The following is an 18,620-nucleotide window of genomic DNA, read 5'->3' as shown; positions in this document are numbered from 1 at the left end:
TAGATAGCCTATTCGTCATTGCGAGGAGGCGTGAGCCGACGAAGCAATCTAATGAATGTGGATGCTTCAACCACTACGTGGTTTCGCAATGACGTATACACTAGTGCATAACAACTTTGCAATACACCGTCATTGCGAGGAAGACGAAAGTACTTCCGTCATTGCCAGACCACATAGTGGTCGTGGCAATCCATAAAAGTAACCAAAAATGGATTGCTTCGTCGGCTTACGCCTCCTCGCAATGACGCCGGTTATTTTTCTACAACTTTTAAACTACCATGATGACCTCTAAACCCGCCTCTTCTTCTAACTTTCGACAGTTGTGGAATGACATCTTTTCCGTTAAGGTAAATGGGCAAATGCTAACAGACTAGCGATATAATACAAAAGTAAATATGAGTACAATCAACAAAGTAAATCATTTAGCTATCATCATGGATGGCAATGCTCGATGGGCTTTAGAAAAAGGCTTACCAAAATCTGAGGGACATAGAGTAGGTGCTGATAGAGTAAAAAAATTATTACCAGATTTTATAGAACTTAATATACCTTATATTACACTTTATACTTTCTCATCAGAGAATTGGTATAGATCAAAGACTGAGGTCACATTTTTACTAAAATTACTACGTTATTACCTAAAAAATGAGACTGCATCACTACACAAGAATGGAGTTAAAATAAAAATTATCGGTAGATTGGAACCATTAGATACTATGTTACAGAAACAAATTCATGATGCTGTAGAATTAACAAAACATAATAATAAAATAACTCTCTGTTTTGCTTTTAGCTACGGTGGACGGGCGGAGATTGTTGATGCATGTCAGAAAATCATCAATTCTGGTAAAACAAGAATTAGCGAACACGAATTTGCTAATTATCTGTACGATCCAGAAATGCCAGATGTAGATTTGTTAATTCGTACTGGGGAAACATATAGGATTAGTAATTTTTTACTATGGCAAGCCGCATATGCCGAACTATATTTTTCACCTAAATACTGGCCTGATTTTGACAAACAATATCTATTAGAAGCGTTAAACGATTATTCAAAAAGGAAGAGGACTTTTGGTGCTAGGTAAAAAAAAGTCTAATATAGTAGTTAGAATATTATCAGCCTTAGTAATAGGACCGGTATTTATTATAGCGATAATGTTTATCAAGTCGTTATTTTACATACTGATGTTATTAATTGCCGTAGGTATGTTATATGAATGGTACCAAATGACCAAATCATCCTTTTCTTATGGATTACTTGGCTTTATTATGATTCCCATTCCTATTATATCTTTAGTAATAATTGCTATTGAGGATAAAAATCGGTGGCTATTATTACTCTATTTTACTATAATATGGTCAGTTGATGTATTTGCGATGATTGGCGGGAAAAATATAGGGGGAGCTAAACTTGCTCCTAAGATTAGTCCTAACAAAACTTGCAGTGGATTAATTACAGGAGTATTGGCTAGCGGGGTTACGGCATTTTTATTGAGTTTGATGCCAGGGTTTGATTTGCCAACTTACTATTTGTTAAACAAACGGCACTTAATTATAGCAGCTTTTTGTTTAGCACTAATAGCACAAATGAGCGATTTATTTATTTCGTATTTCAAACGCAAATTTGCTATTAAAGATAGTGGCACTATAATACCAGGTCATGGAGGCGTTTTAGACCGATTCGACAGCATAATTCTCACCGCCCCAATATTATTTTTTATTATTAAAATATTATGAATTATCAATATTTTATTGATGTAATTAAAAGATCCAAAATTATAATATTTAATGTATTGCTTTCTTTATTATTAGCTTACTTTATTTTCCATTCTATTTATGGTAATAGAGGAATTATTGCTTATTTTACATTAAATCAACGACTGGAAAAAGCTTACAGTGAACTAGAAACCTTAAGGGCAGAGCGTGTTGAACTTGAACATAAAGTAAAACTACTTAGACCAGAATCTCTAGATAAAGATATGCTTGACCAAGAAGCAAGAAGAGCGTTAGGAGTGGCCTCTCCAACAGAACAAGTTTTTACCACAAAATAGGTTCTGTAATGAATATTCAGGACAGTTTAAAAGTCGTGAAAAAACAATCGACGTCATTGCGAGGAGTCACTTTAGTGGCGACGAAGCAATCCAGAAAAGTGATTAGAAATGGATTGCCACGACCACTACGTGGCCTCGCAATGACGCCTTGGATTTTCAGACTATTTTTTCAGCAACTTTTAAACTGCCCTGACGATAACCAATATTATAAAAATTTATTCTTTACAAATAAAAAATTAGGAGGTTATTATTAGCATTATAGTTTTTCACAATGATCTTCCAGAAGATTTTAATATTGCGGGAGATCTAGCAATCGATACAGAAACGATGGGATTAAAAGTACATAGGGATAGGTTATGCCTTTTGCAAATGAGCAATGGTGATGGTGATGCTTACTTAGTAAACTTTATTGATAAGAGCTACGCAGCCCCTAATTTAAAAAAATTATTACTTGATAAAAATCGCTGTAAAATATTTCACTATGCTCGATTTGATTTAGCCGCAATAAAGAAATATCTTGAAATTGATTTAGAGAATATCTTCTGTACCAAAATATCTTCTAAATTGGTTAGAACCTATACTGATTCTCACGGTTTAAAAGATTTATGCCGCGAACTACTGTCAGTGCAAATTTCTAAACAACAACAATCTTCCTATTGGGGAAGAAGTGAGCTGACAGAAGAACAAAAAGAATATGCTGCCAAAGATGTCCTTTATTTACATCAACTTCGTGCTATCTTACAAGATAGATTACTGGTCGAGAATAGGTTAGACCTTGCAGAACAAATTTTTAAATTCTTACCTATTAGAGCTAATTTGGATCTGATCGGTTGGAACGATATCGATATTTTTATGCACTAATCTCTATGAACAAAATATAAGTTACTATTATAATAGATAACCAGATTAGTATTACTCTGTCATTGTGAGGAAGACCTTAGGTGAACGAAGCAATCCTATTTGTGTCATCCTTGCTTAATATTAATGTCATACCTACGAGGTTTAACTTGTCATACCTGCGAAAGCAGGTATCTTAGAGATTCCCGCCGTTGCTAAGAATGACAACTTACAATTGCTTCGTCGCTACTATAAGTAGTTCCTCGCAATGACGTTCAGGCACTTATAACAATATCAAGAACCTATTTTGGTTTATATGAATTTCAAAGATATAGGAATAATAATTGCCAAAAAACCATTAAAAGAAAATTCGGCTATTGTTACAGTTTTTACTGAGAATCATGGCTTATATTCTGGTGTAATACGAGAAACATCTAGAAAATCTGGTTCTATAAATCAGCAAGGTAATATAGTTGATTTTTTTTGGCAAGCTAGATTACATGAGCATATAGGAATGGCTAAATGCGAGTTAATAAAATCTTATGCTGGTCTTTTAATAACTAATAAAATTAAGCTATATGCCTTTAATTCAATTATTAGCCTTATTAAAATAGCATTTCATGAGAGAGAAAATCACAATAATTTTTTTCCAATTTTTATAAAATATTTAAGCAGCTTAGCAAATAATTTTATTTTTGAAGAATATATTAGATTTGAATTAGCCATACTCCAAGAATCGGGCTATGGTCTTGAACTGGATAAATGTGTGGTAACAGGTAGTCAAGAAAATCTGAAATATGTCTCACCAAAATCTGGGAAAGCTGTCTGTTTATCAGCAGGGCTAGAATATCAAGACAGGCTTCTAATTTTACCACAATTCCTAACCACCACTAAGTGTGAAATTACTAATAATGATAAAAAACAAGCGTTTGAGTTGACTAGCTATTTTTTTAATCGATATTTCTTTGACAAACAACAACCACTATATGCCCAAAATAGTCAGACACGAGATAGTTTTATAGAATATATGCTAAGAACCTAACTCACCTTACGCATGGTATTAAAAGTCATAGGAAAAACAGCCAGGCGTCATTGCGAGGAGCCACTTTGGTGGCAACGAAGCAATCATGAATGTGGATTGCCACTACACTCACGTGGTCTCGCAATGAACGTACTGGAGATTTTAAATGACCTCATTAATAGCTATTTTCAAATTGAGCAAAACCTGGCTGGTCTTCCTTATTCCTTTTATAGTTATGCTCATAGGATCAGGTGATAAAGAACATAACGATTGTAAGTTGTCATTCCCGCGAAGGCGGGAATCTAGATACCTGCTTTCGCAGGTATGACACAAAGTTTATATCACCTAATTCAATAGGTTTCACTATATTTTAGCAGGCTCTCTTTTTTTACCCTCAGGTATGATTACCTTTAGAATCAATAGACTTCCTGCATAAGTCAAAAATAGTTGAGAGATTTTTAGGAGAAACGAAGCCGAGTACCGCAGCGTACATAGACGTACGTGAGGAACGGAGGCAAGTTTCGACGACAAAATCACCAACTAGATTGATTTATGCAGGAAGTCTAATAAGACATAGATCAATTTGGAATGCATTCGTTCATATCTTGTCTGCTCTTGTTGCTGGCTGTGTGAAACCTACCAAACCAGCTATATCCAAAAATTATCTATATGGGATAGGTGTGGGGTTGATAGCACTTGAATATATTTAAGCTTGTTTAAGTAGTAAGTGCTACCTGGTTAACTTGATATGTAAATTACCATTCCCAATTTTACAATATAATTCAATTATTTTCTTTCTTGGTATTTTGACTATCACTAATAGTTGATTGTTGTTGATTTCTCAGTTTATTCTTTTCTTCTATTGAGTTAAGAAAAAAATAAGTAAATGTTAAGAATCCGATTAGCATAGGAATAAAAACGAATATAATAGCATTGCGTTTTCTAACAGATTCTTCACGATCTAAACGACTCTCCTGTTCTTCATATGTTTCCCCTAATTCATTACGCCATATATCTTCTTGATCTGAATTATTTTCTAGCATTTTATACCTTTCATTTTCTAGGTTTTGTTAATATTTATTTACAATGGCTTAGCAATTAAACTATAAAATATTATATATAAATTAAAATTTAATATTTAGTTATGTTAATTTAAATTGAATTCATTGTAAAGATTATTAGGTTTCTAATTAGTTATAAAACTTTGATATATCAATAATTTAGTTGATTTATGGTATATAGTTATGCTCATAGGATTAGGTGATAAAGAGCATAACGATTGTAAGTTGTCATTCCCGCGAAGGCGGGAATCTAGATACCTGCTTTCGCAGGTATGACACAAAGTTTGTATCACCTAATTCAATAGGTTTCACTATAGTACAGCACATTAAATTAGGTGCCAAGAATATAGGAGAAATTTCAATAATTTGCTAAGGCTTATTAGTATTTCTCTCTTAATATAGTATCACCTAATCCTATGAGCATAACTATATCGTAATGGTAGAAGAAGTCTATTGCTAAAATACTACAAAACTAATATTTTTTGGGTGGTTCTATACATGACGTCTGTTTACTATGGATAAATGCTAATAGGGTAGCAGGGAAGTTTAAAAGTCGCAACTAATGATATAAGAATCTGTTTTGAGAAATGCATAAACGTCATTGCGAGGAGCCGCTTCGCTACGACACGGCAATCCAAAAAATTGCAGCGGCAAAAATAAAACAGCAAGCTGTTTATTTGGATCGCCACGCCACTTCGTGGCTCGCGATGACGGTTATTCGTTTCTAAAATCTAGTATTTTATATCATTAGTTGCGACTTTTAAACTGCCCTGATAGGGTAGCTATAGTTATGCCTATAGGATTAGGTGATAAAGAACATAACTATTGTAAGTTGTCATATATGGACGAGTGAATTTGTCAATAAAGAAAATAAAAAATAGAGCCACAAAGGAAGCGGTCATATATTCGGCATCGAGTGCCATAATGGTTTCTGCATTCTTCTAAATATCCTTGAGTAACCTCTCATTCCCACGGCTTCTAGAGCCTCGACATAATTGCGGATTTTGTTCAGAATACTTATTTCATTAACTCTTTTACTTTCGTTCTCTTTATTGTTACTAACTTACTCGCAATATTTACCAATTGCCATTCTTTTGCTTAATTGACATAAATTATCCTTCTTGCCAACAGCGCTAATTTGCGACATACTCGCTGCCATTGGTAACTACTGCATAAGCTATTCTAGCTAATTTATTCGCTAAACCAACACATATAATATTATATGATTTGTTTTCAGCAAATTTCTTCACTGCCCACTGAACTAGCTTATCTTTTGATTCTTTATCGCTTTTGGCTCTTATTGCTATTGTTCTTGCAGCTTGAATCAACATAGTTCTAGCATATCTATCACCTTGTTTGCTAATTCCTCCTAAAACTATCTTATCTCCTGAGGTGTATTGTTTTGGCACCAAACCAAGCGACGCAGAAAAATCCCTCGGGGTTGCGTAATTTTCCATTGGTGCTACGCTCAAACAACTAGCATTGATTGCTCCAATCCCAAAAATTGTCTGCAACCTAATAGCTTTCTCATTCTGTTTATTATTACTGATTATCAGCTTTTCTAAAGTTTTTTCTTTGTTACACAAATTCTCAATTTCTTCACATTCTAAAAGTAAAATTGACTGTACCCCAGAAGTTATATAACCTTCTATATACGCTAATTCTACCTCCGACTTACATGCTTTGCAAAATTTATTTTTGCTTAATTTTGTATTATAACCATATTCATATAAACTTGATATTGTAGAATTAGTTTTTTGTACTCGATCTCTGATCGTATTACTTCGGATTTTATGCAAAAATTTTATATCTTGTTCCTCTTTGCTTTTGGGTAACACATCTTTTAGCTCTGGATCGCGAGCAGCTTTACATATTGCTAAGGCATCGTTATAATCATTTTTCTGCCTCGATGTTGCATAAATTTTTACATCTTTTGTTTTCATCAACTTAACTTGCAAATCAAGCTTGTTAATTTCTTGCGACCAATAATTACCTCCTCCACATGCTTCCATGACCACCAGTGAACTTTTATTGAGATTGTTTAAACATCCTATTAACTCATCTCTTTTAACTTTTTGATGACCGACTTTTTTGCCATTTTGATCAACTTGCACCAAGTGCATAATATTTTTTGCTAAATCTATTCCAATTATACTATTTTCTATGCTATTATTTATCATGGTATGGACCTATTAATTAAATTGTTATTTAATTTGGAGCAACTGAAAAACATTTTTCACCAGACTCCGTACAAGTAAAGCATATTTCGCTTCACTCGTCCATACCATCATTCCCGCTTATGCGGGAATCTAGATACCTGCTTTCGCAGGTATGACACAAAGTTTGTATCACCTAATTCAATAGGTTTCACTATATCCTTATAATTCTTTGCTATTTTTACGATAGAATAAAAAATGTCTAGTAAAACTTAAATGTAATTTACCCATCACAATCCATACTAAAGTAACTTGGTAAGGATGTATCAATTATTATTTCTTTACCAAGTATTTTCTCAGGTAAGATTATTTTTTTGGCATGTAGTAACATTTCTTTGGATAGAGCTGTTGCTTCTAAGGTTCCATATTTTCTATCACCTATTATAGGGCAATCTAGCATTTTTGCATGGAATCGAAGTTGATGCATCCTGCCAGTAAGAGGAGTAAATTCAACCAAGGTCAAACCATTATCTAAATTCTTAAGTAATTTATAGCGAGTTATTGATAATTTGCCATTTTCCTCATCACTTTGGACAGTTTCATACGCCCCACCTCTATTCTTACCTATCATACCACTAATTTCTCCTTCAAATTGTGGAAGCCTACCTAACACTACCGCAATATAGGTTTTTTGAATATCCTTTTCCTGGAAGGCTTTAACTAATTTTATACTACTCGCATAATTTTTAGCAATTAGTAATATCCCTGAAGTATCTTTGTCTAACCTATGAACCAATTTAAAATCTGACCCTTGGCTATTTAAATATTGCAATGCATCATCTATAGACAGGCTTATTTTACTACCACCTTGGGTGGCAAGACCTGCTGGCTTATTGATTGCTATAAGCCACTCATCCTGATAAATTAGATAATCCTTCAATAATTTACCGGCTAGTATAATTGCTGAATTTGCAAAAACCCTATCAGAAATTTTTGGAGGTTGTAAATTTAAACTATCCTCTATAAAAATTTGATCACCAACATTTATTCGCAGATTGGCTGCTACCTTACAAGAATTAACCATTATCTGCTTAAACCTTAAGGCACGCTCAATCACCCCTTGAGTAAGACTAGGATATAATTTTTTCAAGTAACGATCCAACCTACAAGGCAATTCTAGATCAACATTTAATATTGTCATATATGCACTCCTTAGGCACTCTTTAATAAAAAATAACTCCACAATATACAAGATAATAGTATAATTGCACAAATCTGATGGAGTAAAGCTATTAACACAGGTACTGAATATAAAATAGTCACTATGCCAGCTAACATTTGTAATAGCAATACACCAACAATATAATAAGCCACTTTATTTAATTTAGGATGCTTGGTTTTGATTAAGCTCACTACTAAAAATCCAGCACTAACACAAAGCATATATGCTCCCATTCTATGGAAAAACTGAACAATTACAGGATCACTCAAGCTATCTATAGTAAGTAGTTTAAACGCTAGTTCTTCAGGTATAAAATTATTGCCCATTAATGGAAAGCTATTATATACCTGACCAGCATCAAGACCCGCAACTAGCCCCCCTAAAAAAATCTGTATGTAAACTATACTAATAGTTACTAAACAACATAATTTTGCTAGGTTTAAACTTATTGTTTGTTCATTTAGTAAAATATCGAAACTATTTTTCATCAACTGATAAAACAATAAATTATAGATAATAATCGCTATAATCAAATGCCCAGCTAAGCGAAAATGACTGACATATGGCTGCAAAATTAGCCCACTTTTTACCATATACCAACCCATAAACCCTTGAACCGCAAATAATAACAATATCCCCAAATATACTGGTAGTGATTTGCTAGCAATTTGCTTCGTTACCAAAAAATATAGTAACGGTATCAGATATAATAAACCGACAACTCTACCAGCAAAACGATGAATAAATTCAATCCAAAAAATAAATTTAAACTCTGAGAGAGTTATATTAGTATTTTTTTGCTTATATTCGACTGATTGTTGATATTTACTAAATTCATCCTGCCACTCAACAGTATTGAGTGGTGGTACAACACCTGATACTGGCTTCCATTCAACAATTGACAAACCAGCATCAGTAAGCCTAGTAAAACCACCCCAAAAAATCATAAACACCACCATGCAACAGCACGCAGCCAACCAACGTTTTACTAATATTTGTGACATTAAACCCATTATCTTTGATATCTATAATATAACAGATTTTTTTGATCCACTAATAGCAATTATCATTATTTTTATGATGTCTTTAATTTTTTCTATAACTATTAGACACTCTTATGCTTATCGTATTTGAATCTAATTCAATATTGGTCATATAGTCTGGTGTAAAATTGCTAGCAAATTCACTTAAGGTTTGTTCGAGAATAAATTTACTATGCTGCTGGACTATTAGCATAAAATCTGGTTTACCAACAATTTCTAGAAAAATTCTGTCATTTATAGCAAAATTAGCGTCTTTTCTTGCTTGTTGAATAAAGCGTATTAAATCTCTTGCTATACCTTCTTCGTATAGCTCCTTTGTTATTTCTAAATCTAGCAATATTAGTCCATGATTATTGGCTAAAGATTTTGTACCTTTAACATTTTTAGGTTGTAAAACTAGAGAGAACTCGTCTTTATTTAGTTGCTCCCCCGCTATTATTAGATGTTCAGGGGTAAGCTGCCACTGCTGCTTTTTAGAAGCTATTATGATATCTTTGACTTTATGAGGTAAACGTTTGCCTAAATTAGGAAAGTTAATCGATAATTTATGATCGGCATAATTTTCTACATCATTTCTATAAATAACCCTTTTAACATTGATCTCATCTTTAATCAACTCTTCAAATTTTATTAATAATTCATTATTGTTACTAATGATTGTTAAACTGCTCAGTGGTTGTCGAGTCCGAATATTTTCACTACTTCTAATGAATAAAGCATTACTACAAATATCTAATATTTGATCCATAGTGCTGACCAAATCATCATCAACTTCTATCGTATCAAGTGTAGGAAAATCTGTTAAATGAACACTATCCCCTTCCTTTTCTGATCCTATCAACCCCAAATAAATTTCCTCGGAAATTAATGGCAGTAAACTGGATTGAGCGGAAGACATTACTATGATACAACTATATAAGGTATTATAAGCATTTTTCTTATCTTGATCTTTTTCACTTTTCCAGAAACGATTCCTACTTCTTCTAATATACCAATTATTTAATACTTCAAAAAAATCGGCAACGTTACTATAAGCTATTTGACTGTCAAAATTATCTAACCCATGCTGAATTTTTTGTACTGATATTTTTAGTTTTGATAAAATATAACGATCTAGCACATTTTGAGAGTTAAAGTCTAGCTCAGCTTTGATCTGGTCAGCATTAGCATACATAGTAAAAAAGTGGTAGGCATTCCAAATAGGCTTGATAAATAAACGTAAGCTCTCATAAACCATTTTCCCGTCTTTATCGATCAATAATTCCTGACCTTTAACCACATTGGCAGAGAGCATGGTAACTCTTAGAGCGTCAGAACCATATTTATCAAATAATTCTAGCGGATCAGCATAATTATTAAGACGCTTTGATAATTTTTGTCCGGTGCTGTCTAGTATAACTCCATGGCAAATACAATTTAAAAAAGGTGGTTGGTCAAAAAGGGCAGTTGACAGTACCATCAGAGTATAGAACCAGCCACGTGTTTGTGCTGAATATTCCACTATAAAATCAGCGGGAAAATGCCCCTCAAACCACTCTTTATTTTCAAATGGGTAATGTGCTTGTCCATAAGGCATAGAGCCGCTTTCAAACCAACAATCAAAAACATCTTCTATTCGACGCATCATTGATTTGCCGGTTGGATCATCTGGATTCTTTCTAGTTAGCTGATCAATAAAAGGTCTATGTAAATCAACGATTGTCACCCCAAAATCTTTTTCTAGCTCCTCTATTGACCCATACACGTCAATTCTAGGATAAGCCGGATCATCCGACTTCCATACTGGTAGAGGCGTCCCCCAAAATCTATTACGGCTAATAGACCAATCTCTAGCATTTTCTAGCCATTTGCCAAATAGATTATCCTTGATATGCAAGGGTATCCAATTAATTTGTTGATTTAGTTCAACCATCCTGTCTTTAAATTCGGTAACTTTCACATACCAAGAAGGAACTGCTTTGTATATAAGAGGAGTGTCAGTACGCCAGCAATGCGGATAATTATGAATATATTGCTCGGTTTTAAGCCAATTACCCTGATTTTTTAACTTAATAATAATTTGGTCATTAGCCTCAAATACTTGTAAACCAACAAAATCATAAATTTCTTTGGTAAATTTTCCAGCATTATCTACAGGACAAACTAGCTCTATTCCTTGAGATTGACAAAGAATCTGATCCTCCTCACCAAAACCGGGAGCCATATGTACGATACCGGTGCCGTCTCCTTCGACTACAAAATCTCCGGAAAGGACTTTGAAGCTACCGGGATGATTGGAAAAATAATCGAATAATGGTTGGTAAGTAAGATTCAGGTTTAATAGAGACTTACCTTCAATTATATCATAATTTGTGTCAGCACTAAGCCCTAATTCTTTGCTATATTTTTCCAAAGCAAATTTAGCCAAAACATAACAAACCTGACCATTTGGCACTAGAACATATTCAATATTTGCTCCAATGGCTAATGCTAAATTAGCCGGCAAAGTCCATGGTGTCGTAGTCCATGCCAGCATTCTATATTCATTATATTGCACAGCACTTGGCAATTTCTCATTAAGTACAAAACTTACCGTAACCGCCTTGTCAGCTCTTTCTCTATATGAATTGTCTAGCCTAGTCTCAAAATTGGATAAAGGTGTCTCACATGCCCAGGAATAAGGCATTACTCTCATCGATTCATAGAGAAGTCCTCTATTGTATAATTCTTTAAAAGCCCACAAAACAGATTCCATAAAGGCTTTATCCATAGTTTTATAGGAATTGTTAAAATCCACCCATCTTGCTTGCCTATTAACATATTCTTGCCACTGATCAGCATATTTCATGACCGATGATTGACAATGCTTGTTAAATTTATCAATACCAAAATTGATGATGGCAGTTCTACCAGAAATACCTAACTCCTTTTCTGCTTGCATCTCGGCAGGAAGCCCATGACAATCCCAGCCAAAGCGTCGCTCAACTCTTTTTCCTTTACTGGTTTGATAACGTGCATAAACATCTTTGATGAAACCAGTTAGCAGATGTCCATAATGTGGTAAGCCATTAGCAAAGGGCGGACCATCATAAAATATGAATTCATTAGACCTCTTTCGAAACTCTACTTCTGCTGGTGATTTGTACGTCGATCCGGTGCTCGAATCCTCACGTACATTAGAGTACGCTGCGGTTCTGTGCTCCGTGTCTCCTTCAAATCCCTCAACACAAGCGAGTTTCGAAAGAAGTCTATTATTCTGTCCATTTTTTACTGATGATCTAGCATCTATAGTTTTTTGGAAAATATTATGCTTCTGCCAATAAGCTAGAATCTTTTTCTCAATTGTTGGAAAATCAACATTAGATTGAATATCTGGATAGTGTTTTTTAGTCATGTTTGTAATATTGATTATTATGAAAATAGTCGAATAATTGGTATGTCGACAAGATTTGGTAGCTTTAAAATATTCTTACATTTAGAGGTCATAGTTATGATATTGGATAAGGATTTAGTGATATACTTATCAGTATCTATATTATTTTCTGACTCATCTTGAATATAATAGAGTATTGAAGTTATATAAACGCTGAGTAACAAACCTCTCTTAGTATAATAATTATAATCTATAGACTTATCACCTGCATAACGCCAAATTAAGTCACACGTACGAAAAGCTATTTTTGTTGCAAATATGCTGTTTGATGGTGTGGTAAAATAACTGCGATTCCTTAAATGTACAAGTTTTGAGTCTATATAGCTAACCTGATTAGTATGTAAACTGTCGTTATTGCGAGGAGCAGAGTTACTACGATGAGGAAGCTGTAAGTTGTCATTCCCACGTTGTAAGTTGTCATTCCCACGTTGTAATTTGCCATTCCCGCATTGTAATTTGCCATTCCCACGTTGTAAGTTGTCATTCCCGCGTAGGCGGGAATCTAGATTCCGGCTTTCGCCGGAATGACATAAAACAGGATCGCTTTGTTCGGGCTTTACGTCTTCCTCACTAGTAAACGTCTGTGAATTTGGTGTAATGTTAGTCGGATTAGCTATACAATCTTTTATTCTAATTCTTAAAGCTAAATCAATTTTATCCCTTATTTTCGTCGGAGTTTCTTGTTGAGATAGCAAGTTAAGCATGTTCTGGTCTTGCCAATTTTCAAAGAAATCAACTACTTCCCTTATGCCACCCGGAAAAATTATATGGCAATATCCTTTAACAAATCCACACTCTTCTTCGGTATCTGCTAATAATTTATTATTCCACTGACTAAAAGCTAGCAGCTTTGGTAAAGTCTGTACAAATTGTACTTTTAAACTATGGTATTTCTCTTCAATAGTCATAAATGCATCTTTTAATCTTGACATATAAACTTAGTATATAGATAATGTCACTATCATTCAACAGTCTAATTTGTGCTAAAAGGGGGTAATTAAAAGTGATACTAGTAAATGTTCATGCTGGGAATGGTGAACAAGCAATTAAAAATTTGAAAAGAAAAATGCAAAGAGAGCTTGTTTTTCGTTCAATGAAAATGTCGCGTTTCTATGAACCTCCTTCAGTAAAACGTGTCCGTAAGGATCAAGAAACAGAAAGAAGGAAAAGAAAAGTTGCCCGTAAACAACTGATGGAAGGTTAAAACTATTATATCTGCGAAGCAGGGCAGTTTAAAAGTCGTGGAAAAACAAACAACGTCATTGCCAGGAGGCGTGAGCCGACGAAGCAATTTTTTTGTCATCCCTGCGAAAGCAGGGATCTAGATTCCCGCCTACGCGGGAATGACATCTTACAATTGCTTCGTCGACCTACGGTCTTCTTGCAATGACGGTGGATGAGAGTACTTCCGTCATTGCGAGACCACATAGTGGTCGTGGCAATCCACATTTATTAGATTGCTGTCGCTACTAAAGTAGCTCCTCGCTAATAGACAACATACACGGAAATGACAGCCTATGCAGGAAGTCTAATGACATCTTTATAATAATTCTTCAATTTATGTCAATAATAGTTCAAAAATTTGGTGGAACTTCCATTGCTAATATTGCAAGAATAAAAGAAATCATTCCAATTATTAAACTTGAAAAGCAGCATGGAAATCAAGTAATAATTGTGGTTTCAGCTATGGCTGGTGTTACCAATCAGCTTGTTACTTTATGTAATGAAGTCTCTAGTCTTAAGACTAATTCAGAGCTTGCAGAATATGATACCGCTCTTTGTAGTGGAGAGATGGTGACAGCGTCCTTACTCGCCCTTGAGCTACAACAACAAGGCATAGATGCAAGATCTGTGCTAGCATGGCAATTACCAATCTTAACCAATGATAATTATAGCAAAGCTTTGGTTGAGCAAATCTCTACTAATTTATTAACAGAATGTCTTAAACAAAACATCATCCCGATAATTGCCGGATTTCAGGGTATCAGCAATAATAATAGGTTGGCAACGCTTGGTCGGGGGGGATCGGATACTACCGCCTCGTTAATTGCAGCTGCTATGCAAGCTGATAGATGCGATATATACACTGATGTAGAAGGAGTTTTTACTGCCGATCCGCGTATTGTCCCTGGGGCAAAGAAATTATCACAGATTAGTTTTGAGGAAATGCTGGAATTTGCATCTTGTGGGGCGAAAGTGTTGCATCCACGCTCCTTAGAAGCTGCTATTAGATATAACGTACCCATACGCGTTTTATCGTCGTTCTCACTACCATTATACCATGAAAATAATGGTACACTAATAACATCTAGAGAAAAAATTATGGAACATAGAAAAATTACCGGCATTACTTCCAACAAAAATTTATTAAAATTAGTAATAAATTCCACTCAATTAACTTTTTCTAAGATATGTAACCTCATCGCTGACCATAATATTCACCTAGAATTAATGGAAAATATTGAGGAAAATAAACAATATAGTTTTATTATCCAACTATCGGATAAAAACAAATTACAGCACTTCCTAGATGAGCTAAAAAATGCTAATCAGATAGATAATTTTATTATCGACAGCCAAGTTTCTATAGTATCGATTATTGGTCACGGCATTAAAAATGATCATAACTTACTTAATATAATATTAACTGAACTGGAAAAAGAAAATGTATCAGTGAAAATGATACAAATTTCAGAAATTAAAATTTCTATCCTAATAAAAGACCTCGACACCGAGAAAACAATACGTTGCTTACACCAACTATTTGAATTAGGTAGGGTTTTATGCTGAATAAACACAAATTTGCGGAACTTATTGTAACTTTTTTCTATGTAGGTAAAATAAAATATTGCCCTGGTACATTTGGCTCTTTGGTTGCTTTCCCTTTGTGCTACTGGATATTATATCTTTCCATGCAAGCAGAGCTTATTAGTATCTTTATTATCGCTTTTTTGATTTGCCTATTACTATTTATATTGGGTACCTATTTTTCTTCAATATACATACACTATAGTAAGCGAGAGGATCCAAGAGAAGTGGTGATTGATGAGGTGGTTGGTCAAATGCTAACAATAATATTAAGCTTCCCTTCTGTTTTTTTCATGAATTATTCAGGACTTACAAAATATTTAAGTTCACCTGTGCTAAATTTTATCTTTTTATTGGCTTTACCTTTTGTTCTGTTCAGATTTTTTGATATCATCAAGCCATGGCCAATAAATTGGCTTGATGCCAATATTAAAGGTGGTATTGGTGTTATGGTAGATGATATTGCTGCAGCAATCTTTGCTTCAGTTATGCATTATGCTATCACCTTTACTCTAATAGATTGGTTTGGTTAAAAGTATTTGAGATTTCCTACTTTAAAGCAGAAGAGTATACTCTACTGAACCGATTAACGGAGTAACCAATAACTTATAATCATATTCTGTGATTAAGTAGTAAGTGTAATATTCGTGAACATTTTCTATAGTTACATCCTTAATAATTCTTTTCCCAAGCAAAATATCCGTTTTATCCTGATCCAACTTGAGATTTGTGTCTATTATTACAATTTTCATACCAATAAATTTGTCATGTTGTATCTTTAGCTCAACTTTAATAACAGCATTTTTGGATAGATTATTAGACACTGCAATAATTAAACAGATAATAATCTGTGCTATATGGTCATTGATATCTGTGCTATATAACCTTGTAAATATTAATTCAACATTATGATTTTTGGATTTTAAAAAATCAATAGCTAGTCTATTAATTTCTGCAATAGAAATTTTGTTATCCTCAGAAGCCGGAGAGTACAAATAACGATAAAATTGCAAATAGCTTATAAGTCTATTGGTACTATCCTGAATCAGTTTAGTAGCTTTTTCTTGATAGTCTATAGTTTTTATTAAGCCAACACTATTATCTATAACACCTATTGTTCCTGCAAAATCATGACATATTTTTTCATTTAAAGCTTGGCATAGTCTTATTGAATTTAACATAAGCTATATTTTAATAAACTCGTTTAGCTGGTGGGATTGCATCCACTTCATCTGTTAAAGTTGTAAGAGTTACCGGTTTATAATCCAGTTTGACATTACCTTGTTCATCGATCCAAGCGAGTGTATGTTTCATCCACTCCTCGTCGTTACGCTCTAAATAATCTTCCCTAGAATGAGCCCCTCTACTTTCTTTTCTATTGGCAGCAGAGTGCATAGTAATTACTGCTTGGTCTAATAAATTAGCTAATTCTAGTGCTTCTACTAAATCGCTATTCCATATTAATGATTTATCATTGATCTGAATATTGGCATATTCCTTTCGTGCCTGGTCAATCAGTTCTATTCCTTGATCTAGAACTTCTTGGGTTCTGAATACTGCCGCATGATTTTGCATAATTTTTTGCATTTTGAGTCTTAGGCTAGCTACTGGTATAGCCCCTTTAGCATGACGTATGCCATCAAACCTGCTAATTATTTTATCCAATATCGATTGAGGCAGAACCTTATGAGGTTGACCCACTTTAACAATTTCAGCAGCTTTTTTCGCCGCCGCCCTACCGAATACCACTAAATCAAGCAAAGAATTCGATCCTAATCGATTAGCTCCATGTACTGAAACACAGGCAGCCTCACCAATTGACATTAACCCAGGAATAATTTTAGGATGATTATCCTGATCTTTATCAATAACTTGCCCGTGGTAATTTGTTGGTATTCCCCCCATATTATAATGTACTGTTGGTAGTACAGGTATTGGTTGTCTATTAACATCAATACCAGCAAAAATCTTTGCTGTTTCGGAAATACCCGGCAAACGTTCGTGCAGAATTTCCGGCGATAAATGATCTAAATGTAGAAATACATGATCTTTATGCTCACCTACCCCTCTATTTTCTCTGATTTCCATGGTAATGGCTCTTGAGACCACATCTCTTGAAGCAAGGTCTTTAGCAGCTGGAGCATATCGTTCCATAAATCTTTCACCATTGGAATTTACCAAATATCCCCCTTCTCCTCTAGCACCTTCTGTAATTAAGCAGCCAGACCCATATATACCAGTTGGATGAAATTGGACAAATTCCATATCTTGCAAGGCAATAGAACTTCTTGCCGCCATTCCCCCTCCATCACCAGTACAAGTATGAGCACTTGTGGCAGAAAAATAAGCTCTACCATATCCGCCAGTAGCTAATACTACTAAGTGAGAATGAAAGCAATGTATTGTCCCGTCATCAAGATTCCAGGCAACTACCCCTACACATTCTCCATTATTCATTAACAAATCAATGGCAAAATATTCAATAAAAAATTGGGCTTTATTTTTTAAAGCCTGTTGATATAAAGTATGTAATATGGCATGCCCCGTACGATCTGCTGCAGCGCAAGTCCTTTGAGCCGCTTGTCCCTTGCCATAATTTGTCGTCATACCACCAAAGGGACGTTGATAAATTTTGCCTTCTTCTGTTCGCGAGAAAGGTACCCCATAATGCTCAAGCTCCAGTACCGCCGCAGCTGCATGTTTACACATATACTCAATAGCATCTTGATCACCTAGCCAGTCCGATCCTTTTACGGTATCGTACATATGCCAACGCCAATCATCTTGCCCCATATTACCAAGGGAAGCACTGATACCACCTTGTGCCGCTACAGTATGGCTTCTAGTTGGGAAAACCTTGCTAATGCAAGCCGTACTTAGGCCCTCTTTTGCCATGCCAAAAGTTGCCCTAAGACCAGCTCCTCCAGCTCCAACTACCACTGCGTCAAATTGATGATGGACAATATTATAAGATTTAGACATTCATATATTCCCTTTTATTCCAAATAT

At 34.6% G+C, this 18,620-nt stretch carries 20 protein-coding genes and 1 pseudogene; 12 read left to right on the top strand and 9 right to left on the bottom strand.

Annotation, left to right across the window (positions count from 1 at the left end):
* Positions 1-395: 395 nt before the first annotated feature.
* The 7 genes from uppS to ACQH2P_RS03065 all read left to right on the top strand — a co-directional run bounded on the left by uppS (position 396) and on the right by ACQH2P_RS03065 (position 4,283).
* Positions 396-1,085, top strand: coding sequence for a polyprenyl diphosphate synthase (gene uppS / locus ACQH2P_RS03095; protein WP_425362959.1), 690 nt, complete (start codon positions 396-398; stop codon positions 1,083-1,085).
* Positions 1,048-1,737 (top strand): phosphatidate cytidylyltransferase, encoded by a 690-nt coding sequence (locus tag ACQH2P_RS03090; RefSeq protein WP_425364089.1) that lies wholly within the window; start codon positions 1,048-1,050, stop codon positions 1,735-1,737. The genes uppS and ACQH2P_RS03090 overlap by 38 nt, the downstream gene beginning before the upstream one ends.
* A complete protein-coding gene (locus ACQH2P_RS03085) occupies positions 1,734-2,051 on the top strand; it encodes an FtsB family cell division protein (RefSeq protein WP_425362958.1) in 318 nt (105 codons plus the stop codon). The genes ACQH2P_RS03090 and ACQH2P_RS03085 overlap by 4 nt, the downstream gene beginning before the upstream one ends.
* Positions 2,052-2,059: 8 nt before the next feature.
* Positions 2,060-2,305, top strand: coding sequence for a hypothetical protein (locus tag ACQH2P_RS03080; protein WP_425362957.1), 246 nt, complete (start codon positions 2,060-2,062; stop codon positions 2,303-2,305).
* Complete coding sequence (locus ACQH2P_RS03075) at positions 2,301-2,912, top strand: ribonuclease D (protein ID WP_425364088.1); 612 nt, start codon at positions 2,301-2,303, stop codon at positions 2,910-2,912. Before ACQH2P_RS03080 ends, ACQH2P_RS03075 begins: the two co-directional genes overlap by 5 nt.
* 292 nt (positions 2,913-3,204) lie before the next feature.
* Positions 3,205-3,930 (top strand): DNA repair protein RecO, encoded by a 726-nt coding sequence (gene recO, locus ACQH2P_RS03070; protein WP_425362956.1) that lies wholly within the window; start codon positions 3,205-3,207, stop codon positions 3,928-3,930.
* Between the two features lie 230 nt (positions 3,931-4,160).
* The gene (locus ACQH2P_RS03065; RefSeq protein WP_425362955.1) at positions 4,161-4,283 is read left to right on the top strand and encodes a hypothetical protein; all 123 of its coding nucleotides are present in this window, start codon (positions 4,161-4,163) and stop codon (positions 4,281-4,283) included.
* Positions 4,284-4,691: 408 nt separating this feature from the next.
* On the opposite strand, the gene ACQH2P_RS03060 is transcribed toward ACQH2P_RS03065, so the two are convergent.
* Complete coding sequence (locus ACQH2P_RS03060) at positions 4,692-4,952, bottom strand: RC1041 family protein (RefSeq protein WP_425362954.1); 261 nt, start codon at positions 4,950-4,952, stop codon at positions 4,692-4,694.
* Positions 4,953-5,169: 217 nt separating this feature from the next.
* On the opposite strand from ACQH2P_RS03060, the gene ACQH2P_RS03055 reads away from it, so the two are divergent.
* A complete protein-coding gene (locus ACQH2P_RS03055) occupies positions 5,170-5,343 on the top strand; it encodes a hypothetical protein (RefSeq protein ID WP_425362953.1) in 174 nt (57 codons plus the stop codon).
* 214 nt (positions 5,344-5,557) lie between these two features.
* A complete protein-coding gene (locus ACQH2P_RS03050; RefSeq protein ID WP_425362952.1) occupies positions 5,558-5,698 on the top strand; it encodes a hypothetical protein in 141 nt (46 codons plus the stop codon).
* Positions 5,699-6,103: 405 nt separating this feature from the next.
* Here ACQH2P_RS03050 and ACQH2P_RS03045 read toward each other — a convergent pair whose 3' ends face one another.
* From ACQH2P_RS03045 to ACQH2P_RS03025, 5 genes and pseudogenes are all read right to left on the bottom strand, one after another.
* Positions 6,104-7,150 carry an IS110 family RNA-guided transposase gene (locus tag ACQH2P_RS03045; RefSeq protein ID WP_425362708.1) on the bottom strand — a complete coding sequence of 349 codons (1,047 nt, stop codon included), beginning with the start codon at positions 7,148-7,150 and terminating at the stop codon, positions 6,104-6,106.
* A 259-nt stretch (positions 7,151-7,409) separates the two neighbouring features.
* On the bottom strand, positions 7,410-8,327 hold the full coding sequence (locus ACQH2P_RS03040) for an RluA family pseudouridine synthase (RefSeq protein ID WP_425362951.1): 918 nt from the start codon (positions 8,325-8,327) through the stop codon (positions 7,410-7,412).
* A gap of 11 nt (positions 8,328-8,338) precedes the next feature.
* Positions 8,339-9,352 (bottom strand): COX15/CtaA family protein, encoded by a 1,014-nt coding sequence (locus tag ACQH2P_RS03035; RefSeq protein ID WP_425362950.1) that lies wholly within the window; start codon positions 9,350-9,352, stop codon positions 8,339-8,341.
* Positions 9,353-9,434: 82 nt separating this feature from the next.
* Positions 9,435-12,764, bottom strand: a complete 3,330-nt coding sequence (gene ileS, locus ACQH2P_RS03030) for an isoleucine--tRNA ligase (protein ID WP_425362949.1) — start codon at positions 12,762-12,764, stop codon at positions 9,435-9,437.
* Positions 12,765-12,781: 17 nt separating this feature from the next.
* Positions 12,782-13,054: pseudogene (locus ACQH2P_RS03025) on the bottom strand (COQ9 family protein); the annotation flags it as partial.
* Between the two features lie 752 nt (positions 13,055-13,806).
* On the opposite strand from ACQH2P_RS03025, the gene rpsU reads away from it, so the two are divergent.
* Entirely contained in the window at positions 13,807-14,007 is a 201-nt protein-coding gene (rpsU, locus tag ACQH2P_RS03020) for a 30S ribosomal protein S21 (RefSeq protein WP_341748434.1), read from the top strand.
* Between the two features lie 95 nt (positions 14,008-14,102).
* Here rpsU and ACQH2P_RS03015 read toward each other — a convergent pair whose 3' ends face one another.
* Positions 14,103-14,252 (bottom strand): hypothetical protein, encoded by a 150-nt coding sequence (locus tag ACQH2P_RS03015; RefSeq protein ID WP_425362948.1) that lies wholly within the window; start codon positions 14,250-14,252, stop codon positions 14,103-14,105.
* A 111-nt stretch (positions 14,253-14,363) separates the two neighbouring features.
* On the opposite strand from ACQH2P_RS03015, the gene ACQH2P_RS03010 reads away from it, so the two are divergent.
* Together ACQH2P_RS03010 and ACQH2P_RS03005 are read left to right on the top strand one after the other, a co-directional pair.
* On the top strand, positions 14,364-15,593 hold the full coding sequence (locus ACQH2P_RS03010) for an aspartate kinase (protein WP_425362947.1): 1,230 nt from the start codon (positions 14,364-14,366) through the stop codon (positions 15,591-15,593).
* On the top strand, positions 15,587-16,144 hold the full coding sequence (locus ACQH2P_RS03005) for a phosphatidylglycerophosphatase A family protein (RefSeq protein WP_425362946.1): 558 nt from the start codon (positions 15,587-15,589) through the stop codon (positions 16,142-16,144). The genes ACQH2P_RS03010 and ACQH2P_RS03005 overlap by 7 nt, the downstream gene beginning before the upstream one ends.
* A 21-nt stretch (positions 16,145-16,165) precedes the next feature.
* Here the strand turns inward: ACQH2P_RS03005 and ACQH2P_RS03000 are convergent, their stop codons facing one another.
* Positions 16,166-16,792: a hypothetical protein gene (locus tag ACQH2P_RS03000; RefSeq protein ID WP_425362945.1), complete on the bottom strand. Its 627-nt coding sequence runs from the start codon at positions 16,790-16,792 to the stop codon at positions 16,166-16,168.
* A 10-nt stretch (positions 16,793-16,802) separates the two neighbouring features.
* Positions 16,803-18,593 carry a succinate dehydrogenase flavoprotein subunit gene (gene sdhA, locus ACQH2P_RS02995; protein ID WP_425362944.1) on the bottom strand — a complete coding sequence of 597 codons (1,791 nt, stop codon included), beginning with the start codon at positions 18,591-18,593 and terminating at the stop codon, positions 16,803-16,805.
* Positions 18,594-18,620: the final 27 nt, after the last annotated feature.

The organism is Candidatus Tisiphia endosymbiont of Hybos culiciformis (assembly GCF_964030975.1).
GTDB lineage: Bacteria > Pseudomonadota > Alphaproteobacteria > Rickettsiales > Rickettsiaceae > Tisiphia.
The sequence above is the reverse complement of the archived record's forward strand: the minus strand, read 5'-3'. Positions and strand labels throughout refer to the sequence as shown.

Excerpts from the sequence above, each read along its gene's own strand:
- uppS (WP_425362959.1), top strand. The coding sequence starts at position 396 with ATGAGTACAATCAACAAAGTAAATCATTTAGCTATCATCATGGATGGC.
- ACQH2P_RS03085 (WP_425362958.1), top strand. The coding sequence starts at position 1,734 with ATGAATTATCAATATTTTATTGATGTAATTAAAAGATCCAAAATTATA.
- ACQH2P_RS03080 (WP_425362957.1), top strand. The coding sequence starts at position 2,060 with ATGAATATTCAGGACAGTTTAAAAGTCGTGAAAAAACAATCGACGTCA.
- recO (WP_425362956.1), top strand. The coding sequence starts at position 3,205 with ATGAATTTCAAAGATATAGGAATAATAATTGCCAAAAAACCATTAAAA.
- ACQH2P_RS03060 (WP_425362954.1), bottom strand. The coding sequence starts at position 4,952 with ATGCTAGAAAATAATTCAGATCAAGAAGATATATGGCGTAATGAATTA.
- ACQH2P_RS03050 (WP_425362952.1), top strand. The coding sequence starts at position 5,558 with ATGCATAAACGTCATTGCGAGGAGCCGCTTCGCTACGACACGGCAATC.
- ACQH2P_RS03045 (WP_425362708.1), bottom strand. The coding sequence starts at position 7,150 with ATGATAAATAATAGCATAGAAAATAGTATAATTGGAATAGATTTAGCA.
- ACQH2P_RS03040 (WP_425362951.1), bottom strand. The coding sequence starts at position 8,327 with ATGACAATATTAAATGTTGATCTAGAATTGCCTTGTAGGTTGGATCGT.
- ACQH2P_RS03035 (WP_425362950.1), bottom strand. The coding sequence starts at position 9,352 with ATGTCACAAATATTAGTAAAACGTTGGTTGGCTGCGTGCTGTTGCATG.
- ileS (WP_425362949.1), bottom strand. The coding sequence starts at position 12,764 with ATGACTAAAAAACACTATCCAGATATTCAATCTAATGTTGATTTTCCA.
- ACQH2P_RS03015 (WP_425362948.1), bottom strand. The coding sequence starts at position 14,252 with ATGTGGATTGCCACGACCACTATGTGGTCTCGCAATGACGGAAGTACT.
- ACQH2P_RS03010 (WP_425362947.1), top strand. The coding sequence starts at position 14,364 with ATGTCAATAATAGTTCAAAAATTTGGTGGAACTTCCATTGCTAATATT.
- ACQH2P_RS03005 (WP_425362946.1), top strand. The coding sequence starts at position 15,587 with ATGCTGAATAAACACAAATTTGCGGAACTTATTGTAACTTTTTTCTAT.
- ACQH2P_RS03000 (WP_425362945.1), bottom strand. The coding sequence starts at position 16,792 with ATGTTAAATTCAATAAGACTATGCCAAGCTTTAAATGAAAAAATATGT.
- sdhA (WP_425362944.1), bottom strand. The coding sequence starts at position 18,593 with ATGTCTAAATCTTATAATATTGTCCATCATCAATTTGACGCAGTGGTA.